Origin of the sequence: Yinghuangia soli, assembly GCF_021502675.1 — a bacterium.
Classification (GTDB): Bacteria; Actinomycetota; Actinomycetes; order Streptomycetales; family Streptomycetaceae; genus Yinghuangia; species Yinghuangia soli.
In genome coordinates this window covers 80775-95815 of record NZ_JAKFHA010000015.1, presented here as the reverse complement: position 1 = coordinate 95815, position 15041 = coordinate 80775, and the positions used below count along the sequence as shown (strand labels likewise).

Below are 15041 nucleotides of genomic sequence, written 5' to 3'. Positions count from 1 at the left end.
TATCGCGGTACCCCCACCCTCTCCCCGGGAACCCCCTTGCCCGGTCCCCGGACCGGCTGCATGCCGCACGCCGATCGGCAGGCCCGGGGTCGACCGATCGGATGATGCCGCCGCGCCGGAGCGCGAGTACCCTCACGCCCGGAGTGCGGCCCGCCGGCGTCGCGCGGACATCACCCGTCCGAGTCCAAGCGGCAGCACCGCATGATCCGCGATCATGGCGGCACCGGACATTCCCGCTCGGCCCGTTCCCCGATCGGCCTTGTTCGCCCGCTCGTCCCGTTTTCCCGATCTCCTGCTCCCCCGCTCCCCCGTTCTCCTGCTCCCCCGCTCCCCCGTTTTCCTGCTCTTCCCCGCTCCCCGTTCTCCTGCTCTCCCCTGTTCTCTGGTCCACCGGTTTCCTGGTCCCGCCCGGCCTTCCACCGACGGAGTCGCAATGAGCGCTGACGGACGCATCCACCACGCCCGGGTCCTGTACGAACGCGCCGTGTTCGCGGGCGACTCGGCGGCCCTCGCGGCCGGCGACCGGGAACTCGACGCGGTCGAGGCCGACCTGGCCCTGGCCCGCGGCCGAATAACCCACGCCCGCTACCTGGCCGAACGCGTCGAAGACCCGGACGAGCTCGTCCTGTTCGACCGCGCGGCCGCGCTCTACCGCAGCCTCGGCAACATCCGGGGCGAAGCCGAAGCACTTTTCTGGGTGGCCACGTTCCACCAGGTGGTCCGCGGCGACACCGCCACCGCGCTGCCGGTCCTGGAGCGCTCCCTCGAGCTGGCCGCCAAGGCCGACGACCGCTCGACGATGGCCTACGCCCTGCGCCACCTCGGCATCGCCGCGCACATGGCCGGCGACCTGGGCACCGCCCGGCAGCACCTGGAGGCCTCCACCCGGCTGCGCCGCGAGATCGGCATGCTGCCCGGCGTGGCCGCCAACCTGGTCGGCCTGGCGCACATCGCGCACGCCCAGGGCCGGGCCGCCGACACCGCCGCGCTGCTGGCCGAGGCCGAGGAACTCACGCGCGGCGACGACGCCCAGGGCGTACGCCGCTGGGTGGACGAAGCCCGCGCGGAGCTCCGCCCACCCGCCTGACCGGCGCGCCCGGCCACCGACCGCCGACGGCCGACCACCGGCAATCGGCCACCGGCCACCCGCCGGCCCGCCACCCGCAACCGGCCTGCTAACGCACCGGGTCGAGCGTCCGGCTCCACAGCACCGCCGACTGCCCGTCCCGCAGGCGTACCGTCAGCGCCCCGCTGTGTCCGTCGATGTCGACCTCGCCGAAGTGCTGGAAGCCCTCCAGCGGCGACGTGTTCGCGCGCGGCGGGGCGTGCACGAACTCGGCGCGCGGGCCGAACGTCCCGTCCAGGGTGTTCGGGCCGAACGCACCCGCGTTGGCCGGTCCGGACACGAACTCCCAGAAGGGGTCGAAGTCCTGGAACGCGGCTCGGGAGGGGTCGTAGTGGTGCGCCGCGGTGTAGTGCACGTCCGCGGTCAGGAACACGATCCCGCGCACGCCGCGGCGTTTCGCGGTGCGCAGCACCTCGGCGAACTCCAGCTCGCGGCCGAGCGGCGCGCCGTTGTCGCCCTGCGCGATGCCCTCCTGCGCGGCCGGCCCGTCCGGCACGATCAGGCCGAGCGGCAGGTCCGCGGCGATGATCTTCCAGGTCGCCCGGCTCTGCGCGAGGCCCTCGATCAGCCAGCGGCGCTGCCGCTCGCCGAGCAGCCCGCGCTTCGGGTCGGCGTAGCGGTTGTCGTCGTTGCGGTCCTTGTAGGTGCGCATGTCGAGGACGAAGACGTCCAGGTGGCGGCCGTACGACAGTTTCCGGTACAGCCGGTCGTCGCCGAGCGGCAGCCACTCCTGCATGGCCTGCCGGGCGCGGGCGGCGAGCACGTCGACGCGCTTCTCGGTGTACCGGGCGTCCTCGAGGATCTCGCCGGGGTACCAGTTGTTGACGACCTCGTGGTCGTCCCACTGGTTGATCTGCGCGACCTCGGCCGCGAACGCCCGGTAGTTGGTGTCGAGGAGGTTGTACGCGAACTGCCCGCGGTACTCGGAGAGCGTCTCGGCGACCTTGGACTTCTCCGGGGTGACGAGGTTGCGCCACGTGCGCCCGTCGGGGAGGGCGACGCTCGCGGCCAGCGGGCCGTCGGAGTAGACGAGGTCGCCGCTGCACAGGAAGAAGTCGGGGCGCAGCTGCCGCATCCGCTCGAAGATGGTCATGCCGCCGAGGTCCGGGTTGATGCCCCAGCCCTGCCCGGCGACGTCGCCCGACCACACGAACTTGACGTCCGCCCGGCGGTGTTCGTCGGGTGCGGTGACCAGCGAGCCGGTGACCGCGGCGCCGGCCGCGCCGCGCTCGCCCTCGACCGAGACCCGGTAGTGGATCCGGCGTCCGGACGGCAGTCCGCGCAGCCGGACGCGCCCCGTCAGGTCGGTCGCGGGGGTCACCCACGGGCCGCGTACGCGGTGCGCGTTGCGCAGGTCGGGGCGCGTGCCGTACTCGACGACCAGGCGGCCCGGGCGGTCCGCGCGGCCCCACACGACGGCCGAGTTGCAGGTCGCGTCGCCGCTCTGCACGCCGTGCGTGAGCTCGGGGCGGCCGGCCACCACCAGCGCCGGAGCACTCGCGGCCGAGGCCGGGCCGCTGCCGAGTACCGGAACGGCCGCGAGGCCTGCCCCGACCGCCGTTCCGGTACGCAGGAATCCGCGGCGCCCCAGCCCGGCGCCGCCCGCAGCGCCCGTACCACCGGTGCCGCCCGTGCCGTTCATGCCCGTGCCCGTGCCCGTGCCGGCCGTACCGACGTCGTCAACGTTGTCCCGTGAAGTCATGGCATGTGTCTAACGCCGCCCGGCGACCGCCCGGCGAACGGCAACTTGCGTGATCGCCAAGTCTGGTCGGCGCCCGCATGGCATCACCCACGGGAGCACCCCGCACACGCCAGCGGGTGTGCGGGGCGCCGGCCTTCCGCAAAGGCCTCCGGTCAGGCCTCCGGTCAGGCCTCCGTCCCGCCCGCCGTTCGATCCGCCGGGCGCGGCCGGAAGCTGCCGCCGTACATCGGCAGCTTGATCCGGTCCCCGTACCGCTCCAGCTGGGCCCACGGCCGGTTGATGCCGGCCGTGCCGAACTCCCTTACGCGGGCCACCGCGTCCAGGTCGAGGACGTCGACGAGGACCTCCTCGCCGGGCCCGGCCTGCTGCCGCACGATGCCTTCGGGGTCGACGATCGCGCTCGCCCCGACGCCGGCCGGGTCGGCGGCGTTGAGGTTGACGACGTAGACCTGGTTGGTCCAGGCGTTGGCGCGGGCGCACACGAGTTCCATGTCGCGGTCCCGGGTGGTGGTGAGCGTCGGCTGGATCACCACCTCGGCGCCCAGCCAGGCCAGCTGCCGGACCGTCTCGGGGAACGACCCGTCGTAGCAGATCGCCAGTCCGGCGCGGCCGATGCCGGGCAGGTCGAAGACCACGAACTCGTCGCCGGGTTCGGTGGTCTCGTACGGCTGCCAGGGGAAGACCTTGCGGTACTTGGCGGCGATCTCGCCCTGCGGCGACACCGCGATGGCGGTGTTGTAAATGCGTCCGTCGGGGGCGCGTTCGTACAGGCTGCCGGGGACCAGCCACAGGCCGGTCTCGCGGGCGAGGTCGCCGATGCGGTCGGTCAGCGGCCCGGGGACCGGGACCGCGGCCTCGGCCATCCAGTCCGCGCGGGCCTGGAGCAGCGGGGCCTCGGCGGCCAGCATCAGTTCGGGCACGACGACGAGTTGCACGTGCGGGAAGGCGGCCCGGACGGCGCGTACCCGGTCCGCGAAGCGCTCCCAGGTGGCGTCGAGGTCGTGGGCGATCGGGGTGGTCTGGATGGCGGCGACGGCAAGTGTGCGCATGGGTGGTTCAGGACTCCGAGCCGGAAGTGTCGTGGACGGTGAGGTCGGCGACGGCCGTGCGGCCGTACCGGAAGAAGCGGGGGAAGCGGGCGCGGGCCGCGATCATGGCGACCGCGCCGGCGAGGATCGATCCGGCGCCGAGCAGGAAGACCCCGCCGACGCCGCCGACCGAGGTGCTGCCGTACGCGGGGTCGACCATGTCGTACGCGCTGCGGGTGAACGCGGCGAGCATCATGAGGCCGCCCGCGGCCGGCAGTACGCCCTTGAGCAGCAGGTCGCGGGTCGATCGGCGCAGGTCGCCGCGGAAGAACCATACGCAGGCGAGGCCGGTGACGCCGTAGTAGAAGGCGATGAGCAGGCCGATGCACAGGATCGCGTCGCCGAGGAAGTTCTCCGAGAGCAGGGTGAGCACGGCCAGCACGCCCGCCGCGGTGGCGCCGAAGAAGACGGTGCCGAAGCTCGGCGTGCGGTACTTCGGGTGTACGCGGGAGAAGGCCTTGGGCAGGGCACCGTGCGCGGACATCGACAGGGTGGCCCGCGAACTGCCGACCACGCAGGTCAGCAGGGCCGAGACGGCCGAGACGCAGACGGCGAGCTGGACGACCTTCGCAAAGGCGTCGCCGACCACCGGCGGGCCGAGGGCGGCGAGCACGTCGCCCGCGTTCTCCTCGCTGCCCAGGCCGAGCCCTTCGGTGCCGGTCCCCGCAAAGGAGATGGCTGCGTACGCGGTGAAGAGGTAGGTGCCCAGCAGGACCAGCGTGGAGATGACCGCGGCCTGGCCGGGTATGCGGCTGCTGTCCTTGGTCTCCTCGTTGACCGTGATGAGCGCGTCCCAGCCCCAGTAGATGTACAGGCAGAGCAGCACGGCCTCGGCGAACGCGCCGAAGCCGTCGAAGCCGAACGGGTCGAGCCAGCTCAGCTGCGGGGTCAGCGCGCCGCCCTTGGCGAAGGCCGCGATGCCGAAGCCGAGCAGGGCGACGAGTTGGAGGGCGAGCAGCACGTACTGCACGGCGGCGGCCAGCTGTACGCCGCGGTACGCGACCGCGGTGGCGCCGGCCAGGAACAGCGCCGCGGTGACCGTGACGGCGAGGCTGCTGCCCGCGAGTCCGTCGAGGCCGAGCAGGTCGAGAAAGTAGCCGGCGCCGACCTGGGCGAGCGCGGTCATCGCGATGACGGTCGCGCACTGCACGACCCAGCCGCCGGAGAGCCAGCCCGCGAACGGCCCGAACGCCCGGGTGTTCCACACGAAGGTGGTCCCGCAGTCCGGCATGGCCCGGTTGAGCTCGCGGAACGCGAAGGCGGTGAGCAGGATCGGCACGAAGCCGAGCAGCAGCGCGGCGGGCGCGAACTGCCCGGCGACCAGCGTCACGAAACCGAGCGTCACGGCGATGCTGTACGCCGGCGCGACGGAGGAGAGCCCGAGCGCGACCGCGGCCGCGAGTCCCACGGATCCGGTGCGGAGCCCCTTGTCCGCGGGGGTGGCGAGCACGCCCGCGGGTGGTGCGCCGGGCGGCGCGATCGGTACCGGTTCGGTGGTCACGGCGTCTCCTGGGATCGGATCGATTCGTTAAACGGGTATTTAAGAAACCCGTAGGGATCCCGTCAAGACCTGCCTCTGTATCGTTGTCGTGACGTTCAGCAGACAGGCAGCCGGCACCAGCCCCGCAGGCACCCCGGACCGGCCGGCAGAGGAAGGCGCGAACACGTGGCACGCCGCAAGGACCAGGAAGACCGCCGGGCGCAGCTGGGCGAGGCGGCCCAGCGCGCGCTGGTGAGCCGCGGCCTGGAGGGCCTGCGGCTGCGTGACGTCGCCGCGGAGGCGGGCGTGACGCCCGCCGCGGTCCTGTACTACTACGACGACCTCGACGCGCTGATGTACGAGACGTTCCAGCAGGCCATCGAGCGCTTCTGCAGCCGGCGCGAGGCGGCCGTCGAGGGCGTCGCGGATGCCGTCGAGCGGCTGCGGATCTGCATCGACTCGGGCGTCGCCACCGGCCCGGACGACGTCCTGCCGCGCCTGCTGTTCGAGTACTGGCCGCGCAGCCTGCGCGACCCCAGGGCGGCGGCCCTGGACAGCACCCTGATGGAGCGTCAGGCCGCGGTGTACTACGGCGTGCTGATCCTCGGCCAGGCGCAGGGCGCCTTCACCCTGCCGGACCCGCCGCGGATGATCGCGGCCAGCTTCGTGGCGCTGGAGGACGGCTACCAGATGGAGATCCTGGCGGGACGCCGTACCCGCGCCGAAGTGCTGGCCGCGCTGCACTCGTTCGCCGCCGCGATGACCGGCTGCCGGCTTTCCTGAACGCCGGACAACAGCGCGGCCCCCATCGGTAGTTCCGATGGGGGCCGGGCGGCCGTGCGCAGGGGCGGACGGGTCAGATGGTTGCCTTGATGCGCCGCGGGGCGTCAATGATGCGGCTGATGATCTGGATGAGCAGCGGCGGCTGCTCGCTCTTGCCGTGCTCGGAGCTCAGCACGTAGTAGACCTGCTCGATGGACGGCGGTCCGACCGCGAGGGTCGCGCGGGCGGCCTCGGTGGAGGTCATCTCGCCGGTGCGCACCAGGTACGCGGCGGTCATCGAGCCGGTCCGGCCCACGCCCGCGCCGCAGTGCACGAACACCGGGCCGTCAGAGGTGCGGACGGTCGCCAGGAACGCGTCGACCTGGGCCTGGGTGGGGGTCTGGCCGTCCCGGATCGGCATCCGGACCAGGTTCAGGCCGGCCTGGGTGGGACGGTTGACGTCCTCGTCGGACATCCGCTCGGCACGCAGGTCGACGACCGTGCGCACGCCCATCGAGGCGAGCTCGCGGTAGCCCTGGTCGCTCGGCGCCGAGCCCCGCAACAGCTTGTCGTCGACCTTCTTGAGGTGCTTGATGCCGGACACGGTCTGGCCCGAGCCGCCCGCGGTGTTCGAGGACGCCCATGCGTGTGCGCCCAGCATGCCGAGCGTGGCGAGCAGCCAGACCAGGCCGTAGCCCAGCGCACCGAAGATCGCGACCTTGCCGGTACGCCGCAGGATGGTGCGGGTACGCGACGAGCGCTTGGCGGGCTTGGCCGACTTGGCCGGCTTGACGGAGATGTCGGACGAGGCGGGCCCGGCGGACAAGGTGGCAGAGGCGTCGGGCGCTGCGGGGTGCGGCAAGAGGGTCACCGAGGGGGAATCCGCCGGACGAAGCGGCGGGGGCGGGAGTCATCCGGCAGACGCCGAGGGACCTGCCCGCTTGTGCAACTACTCATTCGAGAGTGACCTGGATCGGCCGGCAAGACCAGGGGATTAGTCGGACAATTCGCCATAAACGGCGTGACATGGGTCACGACGGCCCCGAACTGCCTTCCATTCCGAGACAGATGGGACGCCGCGAGCCGGGTGGGACGGGTACGGGCGGACGAGCCGTGCGTGCCGGACGGGCACGGACGAGCCCTGGATGGCACCCCGGAAACAGGACAAGTGCCAAGGGGCACAAGGGAGTCGGTGGTGCAGGACGACACCCGAAGCGCGCGGTGCGCCGCTTGGGGCGGTTGGGACTGCGCGTGCGAACGGTCTCGGTCAAGGCAGCCACGGCGGTGCCGCGGCCTGCCCCTCGCCCAGGATGCTCGCCTGCACGCCGTCCGCGTTCGCGTCCAGCAGGCAGCCGCGCAGACGCGTGAGGTCGTTCGGCGTCAGCGCGGGGCGTACGACCACCGCGAAGACGTTCTCGGACAGCGTGCTGAGCCCGGTCTCGTCCAGCCGGACCGCGGTGGCGCCGCGCCGGCAGTCCTCCCAGATGTCGCGGGCCGCCGCCTCGTGCTGCGCGGCGTCGCCGTTCGTACGAGTATCCACCCGGAAGACCAGTGTCGTGGCCGCCGACTTGGGCGGCGGCTCGGGGCGGGTCTGGGTGGCGTCGCCCAGCAAGTCGACGATCGCGGCGACGCCGACCACGGCGGCCAGTGCCACCGCGGTGAGCGCCGTGGTCCGCACGCGGTGCGGCCCGGGGACCGCCGGGTCGTCCTCCAATTGCGGTCCGACCGCCCGCGCACCCGCGGTCGGTGCCGCGAGCATGGCGAGCCGGCCGGCCAGGCGGCGGTCCGCGGAGGGCAGCACCGTGAGGCGGGCGGCGCGCTGCACGGCCCAGCTGATCGCGGACAGCACGACGCCGGCCGCGAGGAGGACCGGGATGAACACGTAATGGCGTCCCGGGTCCGCGAGATCGCGTCCCGGGTCCGCAAGTTGCCCCTTGTCGAGCCAGCGGAAGCGGTCCGCGGAGTCCTCCCGGGCCTGTTCCAGCCGACGGCGTACCTCTTCGCCGCGCAGGTCGTGCTCGGTCAGGTGGCGTTCGAGCCGGGCGATGCGGCCGAGCAGCACCACGCCGAGCAGGAAGACCTCGATGACGATCAGCAGCACACCGCAGATGAGCGCCCGGTTCCATTGCCAGCGCCACAGGTAGACGACCAGATAGAACGCGGTGGCGGCGGCCGACACCCCGCCGACCACATAGCTGGTGTATCTCAAGCCCTTCATGGCGAATGCCCCTTGCCGGGTGGTGGGCGGGGCGACCGGTCACGGGGCAGGGCACGCAGACTCGGGTCCGGTGCCGCGGAGGCCGACCATTGAGCCGACGGGCGCGATGTACGCGCAGGTCCGGCACCGTTCCGGAGGCCCGCGTCGTGCGGGACGACGGATCCGGTGCCGCCGTCGACGGCGACCTCGGTCCCCACAGGGAAGCGTGCGACGGCCTCCGGCACTGCGGTGGCCGTGGGGATGCGGCGCTCGCGGGCCAGGACCGCGAGGTGCGACAGCGGGCTGCCGGTCTCCGCGACCAGCGCGGCGAGGCCCGGCAGGTAGGAGGCGAGCCCGGGGTCGAGGACGCCGACCACCAGGACGGCGTGTTCGGGGCGCGGGCCGCGGCCGTCCCAGACCGTGCCGGTGCCGAACCCGCCGCCGGCGCCCAGGCCTTGGACCGCTCCGGGTACGTCGCCCGGCGGGCCGCCCGCCCGCCGGTGCCCGCGGCCGGGGGTCCGGGTCGGCAGCGGCTCGGCGACCACGCGGGTCCCGGCCAGCCGGAAGGCCGCGGGCAGCGGCGGCTGTTCCGGCCGGGGCAGCCGGTCGGCGAGGTCGGGCGGGAGCGCGGCGCCCTCGCCGACTGCGGTCAGTTCGTACCAGCGCAGCAGCACGGCCGATCCGGCGTCGGGCAGCAGCCCGGCGGCGACCAGCCGGTCCGCGAAGGCGCGCACCATGCCCGCCTGCATCTCCTGGACCCAGCGGATGCGGAGCCGCAGGCCCTCGCGGACCGGCAGGGTCGACACGCCGCGCGGCACCCCGGTCCACGGGCCCGCGGCACCGCGCGGGGGCAGGCGTACCGGCCGGGTCAGCGACGGCGCGCTCAGACCGAGCAGCACCGGGTGGGCGGCGAGGATTTCGGCATCGGTGCGGCCTGCCGCGCGGCCTTCGGCGAGCACCGCGAGCGCTTCGCCGGCCACGGTGGCCGTGCGGTCGGCGCCGAGCAGCCCCCCGGCGAGCGACTCCTGGGCGTGCAGCGCGGACAGCACCCGGCGGCCCCAGCCTGCCGCGGCGAGCGCCTGCCCGCCGGACATCCGCGCGGGCGGCGGCAGTTCGGCCAGTTCCCGGTCCACATCGGCCATCAGGTCCAGGGCGAGCAGCGGCAGGGTGCCGCGCAGCCGCCCGATCCGCCACGCGGCGCCGAGGCCGCGGGCGGCGGGCACCGGGTTGAGGTGGCTCAGCACCGGGTGCCGCGGCGGCACGACGCCGAGCAGCCGCAGGTCGGCCGCGGCCCGCCCGTCGACGGTCAGCACCGGCGGCACCTCCCGCAGCATGTGCCGGGACGCGGTGCCGAGCACTTGCAGGGCGACGGTGAGCCCGTGCGCCATCGGGGCCACCCACAGGTCCTCTTCGAGCGGCTGCAGGACACCGGGGAAGGTCTCGGCGACCGGCCCGGGGCCGAGCAGCCGGGCCTTGGCGGGCGGGCGCGGGGCCATCGCGGTAATGGGGCGGGACTGGAGGAGCCACAGCCGGTCGTCGGTGTCGAACGCGAACTCGATGTCCTGCGGACCGCCGAACAGCTTGCCGGCGCGGCGGGCGAGCGCGGCCAGCCGGAACAGGCGTCCGCGCCCCAACAGCCTTTGTCCGGAAGGTTCCTGCGGCTCGGTCTCCAGGCAGCGCCCGGTGCGGTCGAGCAGGTACCGGACGCCTTGGGCGGTGCCGTCCACGAGCGCCGCGGGGGTTCCGTGCACGGCACTCACCACGATGCGGTCGGTGCGCCCGGTGACCGGGTCGGCGCCGAACATGACACCGCCCGCGTCGGCACGGAGCATGGGCTGGACGAGGACGGCCATGCTGTCCTCGCCGCCGGCCCGCGGGCCGGCGCCGAGCGTGCCGGACAGGGCGGCAGGCTCCGCGGCCATCAGGTCGGCGGACGCCCGGACCTCGGCCACCGCGCGGGTGAACGCCTCCCAGCCGCGCACGTCCGGCACGGTGACGAAGCAGCCGGCCATCGAGGAGGTCGCGGTGTCCTCGTGCACCGAGGAGGAGCGGACGACGAGGGGACGCTCCCCCGGCCCGGCGATCCGCCGGTACTCGACGAGCACGGAATCGTCCTCGGGAAGCGCCTGCCCGTTGCGGACGCTCAGCCGCGCACCCGCGACCAGCACGAAGCCGGGGAGCACGGGCAGTCCGGCGGCTTTGGCGCGGGCGAGGTTGGCCGCTTTGGCACCGGTCAGCGCGGTGTCGCGCGCGCGTTCCGCGTCGAGCGCGACCACCCGGGACCCGCCAGCGGCCGACGCCGCCTCGGACCGCACGGTCCGGCTCCTTCCGCTGCCCGTCCGCACACAGAGCACTTCGCGTCCGCGTGCCGCAGCCGGACTTCCAGGATCCCTCTCCCCCGCGGCTTCGGACAACCGGAACGACGGCCGCCGGGGTGAAGGGGCCAGAGAGCGAGCAAGAGACGAAAGGCGAGGAGGCAAGGGGGCGAGGGGGCCGGGAGGACGGGGGCCACCGGGAGAGGGGGACGGGGGACGACCGGGCGACCGGGCGGCGGAACGCCCGGGCCGACACGGCCACCGGGGCAGGCGGAGCCGGCGGGCCGGTCAGGTGACGGCGCCGGGACGCCCGCGCCCCCGCGTCACTGGGGTCAGCGTGGCGGTTCGGACCTCGGGGTCAGCGTGAGCGGCAGCCGTGCCAACCGGCGTACGAACATGCCAGGGCGACCGGGCGACCGGGCGACCGGGCGGCGGAACGCCCGGGCCGACACGGCCGCCGGAGCAGGCGGAGCCGGCGGGCCGGTTAGGTGACGGCGCCGGGACGCCCGCGCGCCCGCGTCACTGGGGTCAGCGTGGCGGTTCGGACCTCGGGGTCAGCGTGAGCGGCAGCCGTGCCAACCGGCGTACGAACATGCTCGGTACGTACTCCGGCGCGTCCCCCTCGGCCAAGGCGATGCGGTCGGTCGCGGCGAGCAGGGCGCGCAGGGCGACGGCTGCCTCCAGGCGCGCCAGGTGGGCGCCGATGCAGAAGTGGATGCCGCGGCCGAAGGAGGTGTGGCCCTTCGCCGCCGGGCGGGCCAGGTCGAGGGCGTTCGGGTGCGGGAACGCCGCTTCGTCCCGATTGGCGGCGCCCCACAGCAGCATGAGCCGGGCGCCCGCCGGAATCGCGACGCCGCCCAGACCGGTGTCCCGGGTGGCGACCCGGAAGTGGCCGCGGAACGGGCTCTCCAGCCGGACCGCCTCCTCGACAAGCGCGTCGACCAGGCTGTCGTCCGCGCGGACGCGCGCCTGCAGGGCCGGGTCCTCGGCGAGCAGCCGGGCCGCGGACCCGATCAGGCTGGTGGTGGACTCGCTTCCGGCGGTGACCAGTTGCAGCAGCATCGAGGTGGCCTCGTCGGCGGTGAGCACCCCGTCGGCGTACGCAGCGGCGACCTCGTCGGTCAGCGAACCCGTCGGCGCGCTCCGGGCGGCCTCCAGGTGCTCGCGCAGGTACGTCATGAAAGCGAAGATCTCGACCGCGAGTTCACCCATCCGGTCGGCGTCCGCGAGCCCGGACAGCAGTTCGACGCCGGCGTCCGACCATACGGTCAGGCGCTCCGCGTCGGCGTCCGGCAGGCCGAGGATGCGGCCGATCATGCGGACCGGCAGCGGGGTGGCGAGCGCGGCCATCCAGTCCCCGCCGCCCGCCGCGGCGAGGGCGGCCGCGCGCGGGGCGGCGAAGGCGTCGATGTCGGCGTGCAGCGCGCCGACCGCGCGCCGGCTGAAGGTCTGCTGCACGATGCGGCGCTGGCCGGTGTGCGCGGGCGGGTCGGCGGTGGCCAGGACGTCGGTGCCGGAGTCCGCGCCGCCGGTGTCGAGCAGGGCGACACCGTCCTCTCCCTTGTAGAGGAGGCCGACGAGGTTGCTGGAGAAGGTCTCCGGGGCGTCGAGTGCCTCCAGGACCTGGGCGTGCCGGACCACGAGGTGCAGCCCGAGCGCGGGCAGATAGTGCACCGGACCTTCGGCGCGCAGGCGCTCGTACAGGGGATAAGGGTCGTCCAGGACGCTGCGGGCGAAGAAGTCGCCGGGCACTGCCGGGGCGCGGTGCATGGATCGGCCTCCCATGAGCAAGCGAGCGGGTGGGGGTCGGTGCGCTGAGAGCATGGTCTATAACACGTTATAGTTCAAGGGAAGATAGGCTCCCGCCGCAGGCCGGATCCCTCCGGCGGACCCGCGAGGCAGGGGGACCCGAGCGTGACCGACACGTCCCGTACGCAGTTCACCGTGACGCACCGGCTCGGGCCCGCGGAGCGGGAGCGCCGCACGGCGATCGCCGCGGCCGCCCGGGAACTCGCCGCCGAGCACGGGTACGACGCGACGACCGTGCGCGACATCGCGGCCCGCGCGGGGACCACGCCCGCGACCGTCTACCGCTACTTCGGCTCCAAGGACCGGCTGCTGCACCACATCATGGTCGAGTGGGCCGGGCGCACCGCGGCGGAGCTGGCCGGGGGCAGCTACCCGGGCGACGTCGCCGACCGGGTCAGCGCGGCGTTCCAGGACATCATCCGCTGGGCCGCGCAGGACCTCGCGCTGCTGGAGGCCGGCATCGTCTCGTTCCGTGCGACCGCCGACGCCAACGACGGACTTGCCGTCTGGCAGGGCTTGTTCACCGCGTTCGTGCGCGGCGCGCTGGACGATCCGGAGTGGGCGGACGACGAGGGCAAGGCCCTGACGCTCGGGCACGTGCTGGTCGCCTGCATGCTCGACATCACCTCGGGCCGCACCCGCCCCGAGGAGACCTGCGCGCACATCGACACCGCGGCCCGGCTCATCTTCCGCTGACCCAAATGCCATGGCGGCACCCTGTGGTGGGGGGTGCCGCCATGGTCGGGGGGGTGGGGGACTGCACGTGCTGTTCGGGAGGGCATCGCGCCGCCGCTGGGGCCGCCCCGGATGCGGCCCCGCCCCTGTGGCTGCGCGATGCCTGGTGCGCGAGGCTGCCTCCGCCGCAACAGAGGCTTCCCGGCTCGCCCGCCGGGCGTGTTCCGCGCGTCCCCGTCCGTCCGGCCGCGGGGCAGGAATTCCGCGGACCGGCGGCGCTTTTCCTCGGAAGCCGGAGAGGCGCGGCCGCCACCGCCGCCTTCGGCCACCGATTCCGGCGCCTTGTTCGGGAACGTGATTTCCCGGGCAGGGCCCGGGAGTTGCGTGGTCTCGTCCGGCGTGCCCCGGGCGGACCCGGGGCAGCCGACCACATGGCACACCCGACGCCGGTCGCCAGGGCGTCCGGCACGGCAATTGAAGCCCTCGCCGGAAGAGAAGTCAACACCTGCTGACATCGCCGGAGCCGGCCGCGTGCTGCCTGCCGCAAGCGCCGAACGCCCGTGGCAGCACTGCCGCCACCAGGCGGTTTGCACCGGATGCGGGAGGTCGCGGGCGGAGATGCCGAAGCGGCGCATTCTCCCGTGCCGCAGAATGCGCCGCCGCTCCGGAATTCCGGAGCCCGGGCATCCGCTCAGATGTCCTCACCGGACAAGAGCGGTTCGAAGGCTTGATAGGCCTGGTAATTCCGGAAGTGCCGGGCGTACAACTCGGCTCCGTCCCCGAGGTCCGCATCGAGGACCTCGGAGACGTCCACCACTGCCTTGTGCGTCCAACTGACGGTATTGCCTTCGGCATTCACGTACGCGGTCTGCTGACCGCGCCCGTGCGCCCCGGCTTTCTCCCGGGCATCCTCGGCGCCGTCCGCCCGCAGGAGCACGAAACTCTCCTGGTAGAGCGGCTCCGCGCCGATCGCACCGTCCGCGCCCGACACCCGCGACTCCGCCAGCAGCACCGCGACGTATGTGGCCATGAGTGCGCTACTTCTTGAACCGGTTGTCGTTCAGCAGCTTCCAGGCCGTCTTGCACGACTTGGCGCCGCAGTTCCTGATCTCGCCGAGCTTGTCGCCGTAGTGCTCGCCCGGGAACACCTGCCGGATCGACGCCTTGCGGCACCGCGAGATGAAGTTGGTGGCGACCTCCCCGAGGTTGTCGCCGGCGTCGCACGCCCCGAACGCCGCGGCGGGCGCCGCGGACCCGGCCTGCAGAACCGCTCCGGTCGGCGGGAAGGACACCCCCGCCCCGGCCGTACCGGGCGCGGCCGCAGCGCCGCCGACCGCCAGGACCGCGGCGAGCAGGCCGCGTGCAATGAGCCGCTTCATGGTCAGCAGCTCACGAACTTGCCGTACGCGATCCAGACCTCGCCCTTGCCGTTCAGGCTGACGTTGCCGGTCTTGTGCGCCCCGGTGTACTTGCCGTGGTACTTCCGCAGCCGGCCGTACGGCGACTCGAGCGAGAACCACGGCGAGTCCAACTGCCAGTCGCCGGAGAACTCCGCGTACACCCCGTCGGTCCCGTCCGTGCCGCTCGACCAGCACGCCCGGCCGCCGGAGTAGAGCACCAGGTTCCCGTCGTACTGCATCTCGAACCGGTAGCCGCCGTTGCGCAGGCAGTGCCCGGGAATGAGCCGGTCGTCGAACGACGTGCCGTCATTCCGGCAGTCCCCATTGGCCGCCGGAACGCCCGGCGCCGCGGCCACCGTGCCGGTCGACACCCCCACCACTGCAAGCAAGTTCGCCGCCACCAGAACTGCGACACGCGACATCTTCCGCACCCCGAACCGCCTTTCCCCGCATACGCTCCGAACACGAACGAGCACAGAGCGTATCA

At 73.5% G+C, this 15041-nt stretch carries 13 protein-coding genes; 3 read left to right on the top strand and 10 right to left on the bottom strand.

What is annotated here, in order from left to right; all coding sequences use genetic code 11:
• Positions 1-433 precede the first annotated feature (433 nt).
• On the top strand, positions 434-1087 hold the full coding sequence (locus LZ495_RS23970; RefSeq protein WP_235054925.1) for a tetratricopeptide repeat protein: 654 nt from the start codon (positions 434-436) through the stop codon (positions 1085-1087).
• A gap of 88 nt (positions 1088-1175) precedes the next feature.
• Here the strand turns inward: LZ495_RS23970 and LZ495_RS23965 are convergent, their stop codons facing one another.
• The 3 genes from LZ495_RS23965 to LZ495_RS23955 form a co-directional block, all read right to left on the bottom strand.
• Positions 1176-2768, bottom strand: a complete 1593-nt coding sequence (locus LZ495_RS23965; RefSeq protein WP_372498640.1) for an alkaline phosphatase D family protein — start codon at positions 2766-2768, stop codon at positions 1176-1178.
• Positions 2769-2992: 224 nt separating this feature from the next.
• Positions 2993-3877, bottom strand: coding sequence for a carbon-nitrogen hydrolase family protein (locus LZ495_RS23960; RefSeq protein WP_235054923.1), 885 nt, complete (start codon positions 3875-3877; stop codon positions 2993-2995).
• 7 nt (positions 3878-3884) lie between these two features.
• On the bottom strand, positions 3885-5417 hold the full coding sequence (locus LZ495_RS23955) for an APC family permease (RefSeq protein ID WP_235054922.1): 1533 nt from the start codon (positions 5415-5417) through the stop codon (positions 3885-3887).
• Between the two features lie 165 nt (positions 5418-5582).
• Here LZ495_RS23955 and LZ495_RS23950 point away from each other — a divergent pair, with 165 nt between their 5' ends.
• Entirely contained in the window at positions 5583-6179 is a 597-nt protein-coding gene (locus LZ495_RS23950) for a TetR/AcrR family transcriptional regulator (RefSeq protein ID WP_235054921.1), read from the top strand.
• Between the two features lie 73 nt (positions 6180-6252).
• On the opposite strand, the gene LZ495_RS23945 is transcribed toward LZ495_RS23950, so the two are convergent.
• The 4 genes from LZ495_RS23945 to LZ495_RS23930 all read right to left on the bottom strand — a co-directional run bounded on the left by LZ495_RS23945 (position 6253) and on the right by LZ495_RS23930 (position 12440).
• Positions 6253-7029, bottom strand: coding sequence for a protein tyrosine phosphatase family protein (locus tag LZ495_RS23945; RefSeq protein WP_235054920.1), 777 nt, complete (start codon positions 7027-7029; stop codon positions 6253-6255).
• Between the two features lie 396 nt (positions 7030-7425).
• Positions 7426-8376 (bottom strand): hypothetical protein, encoded by a 951-nt coding sequence (locus LZ495_RS23940; RefSeq protein WP_235054919.1) that lies wholly within the window; start codon positions 8374-8376, stop codon positions 7426-7428.
• Positions 8373-10670 carry a PEP/pyruvate-binding domain-containing protein gene (locus tag LZ495_RS23935; protein ID WP_235054918.1) on the bottom strand — a complete coding sequence of 766 codons (2298 nt, stop codon included), beginning with the start codon at positions 10668-10670 and terminating at the stop codon, positions 8373-8375. The genes LZ495_RS23940 and LZ495_RS23935 overlap by 4 nt, the downstream gene beginning before the upstream one ends.
• A gap of 528 nt (positions 10671-11198) precedes the next feature.
• Complete coding sequence (locus LZ495_RS23930) at positions 11199-12440, bottom strand: cytochrome P450 (protein ID WP_235054917.1); 1242 nt, start codon at positions 12438-12440, stop codon at positions 11199-11201.
• 144 nt (positions 12441-12584) lie between these two features.
• On the opposite strand from LZ495_RS23930, the gene LZ495_RS23925 reads away from it, so the two are divergent.
• Positions 12585-13175: a TetR/AcrR family transcriptional regulator gene (locus LZ495_RS23925; protein WP_235054916.1), complete on the top strand. Its 591-nt coding sequence runs from the start codon at positions 12585-12587 to the stop codon at positions 13173-13175.
• Between the two features lie 670 nt (positions 13176-13845).
• On the opposite strand, the gene LZ495_RS23920 is transcribed toward LZ495_RS23925, so the two are convergent.
• The 3 genes from LZ495_RS23920 to LZ495_RS23910 are packed head-to-tail and all read right to left on the bottom strand — an operon-like array spanning position 13846 to position 14976.
• Positions 13846-14184 (bottom strand): DUF4288 domain-containing protein, encoded by a 339-nt coding sequence (locus tag LZ495_RS23920; RefSeq protein ID WP_235054915.1) that lies wholly within the window; start codon positions 14182-14184, stop codon positions 13846-13848.
• 7 nt (positions 14185-14191) lie between these two features.
• Positions 14192-14533, bottom strand: coding sequence for a hypothetical protein (locus tag LZ495_RS23915; RefSeq protein ID WP_235054914.1), 342 nt, complete (start codon positions 14531-14533; stop codon positions 14192-14194).
• A 2-nt stretch (positions 14534-14535) separates the two neighbouring features.
• Positions 14536-14976 carry a hypothetical protein gene (locus tag LZ495_RS23910; RefSeq protein WP_235054913.1) on the bottom strand — a complete coding sequence of 147 codons (441 nt, stop codon included), beginning with the start codon at positions 14974-14976 and terminating at the stop codon, positions 14536-14538.
• Positions 14977-15041 lie beyond the last annotated feature (65 nt).

What these genes read in the sequence shown, in the direction of transcription:
- LZ495_RS23970 (WP_235054925.1), top strand. Translation starts at nt 434, where the DNA reads ATGAGCGCTGACGGACGCATCCACCACGCCCGGGTCCTGTACGAACGC.
- LZ495_RS23965 (WP_372498640.1), bottom strand. Translation starts at nt 2,768, where the DNA reads ATGAACGGCACGGGCGGCACCGGTGGTACGGGCGCTGCGGGCGGCGCC.
- LZ495_RS23960 (WP_235054923.1), bottom strand. Translation starts at nt 3,877, where the DNA reads ATGCGCACACTTGCCGTCGCCGCCATCCAGACCACCCCGATCGCCCAC.
- LZ495_RS23940 (WP_235054919.1), bottom strand. Translation starts at nt 8,376, where the DNA reads ATGAAGGGCTTGAGATACACCAGCTATGTGGTCGGCGGGGTGTCGGCC.
- LZ495_RS23930 (WP_235054917.1), bottom strand. Translation starts at nt 12,440, where the DNA reads ATGCACCGCGCCCCGGCAGTGCCCGGCGACTTCTTCGCCCGCAGCGTC.
- LZ495_RS23920 (WP_235054915.1), bottom strand. Translation starts at nt 14,184, where the DNA reads ATGGCCACATACGTCGCGGTGCTGCTGGCGGAGTCGCGGGTGTCGGGC.
- LZ495_RS23915 (WP_235054914.1), bottom strand. Translation starts at nt 14,533, where the DNA reads ATGAAGCGGCTCATTGCACGCGGCCTGCTCGCCGCGGTCCTGGCGGTC.
- LZ495_RS23910 (WP_235054913.1), bottom strand. Translation starts at nt 14,976, where the DNA reads ATGTCGCGTGTCGCAGTTCTGGTGGCGGCGAACTTGCTTGCAGTGGTG.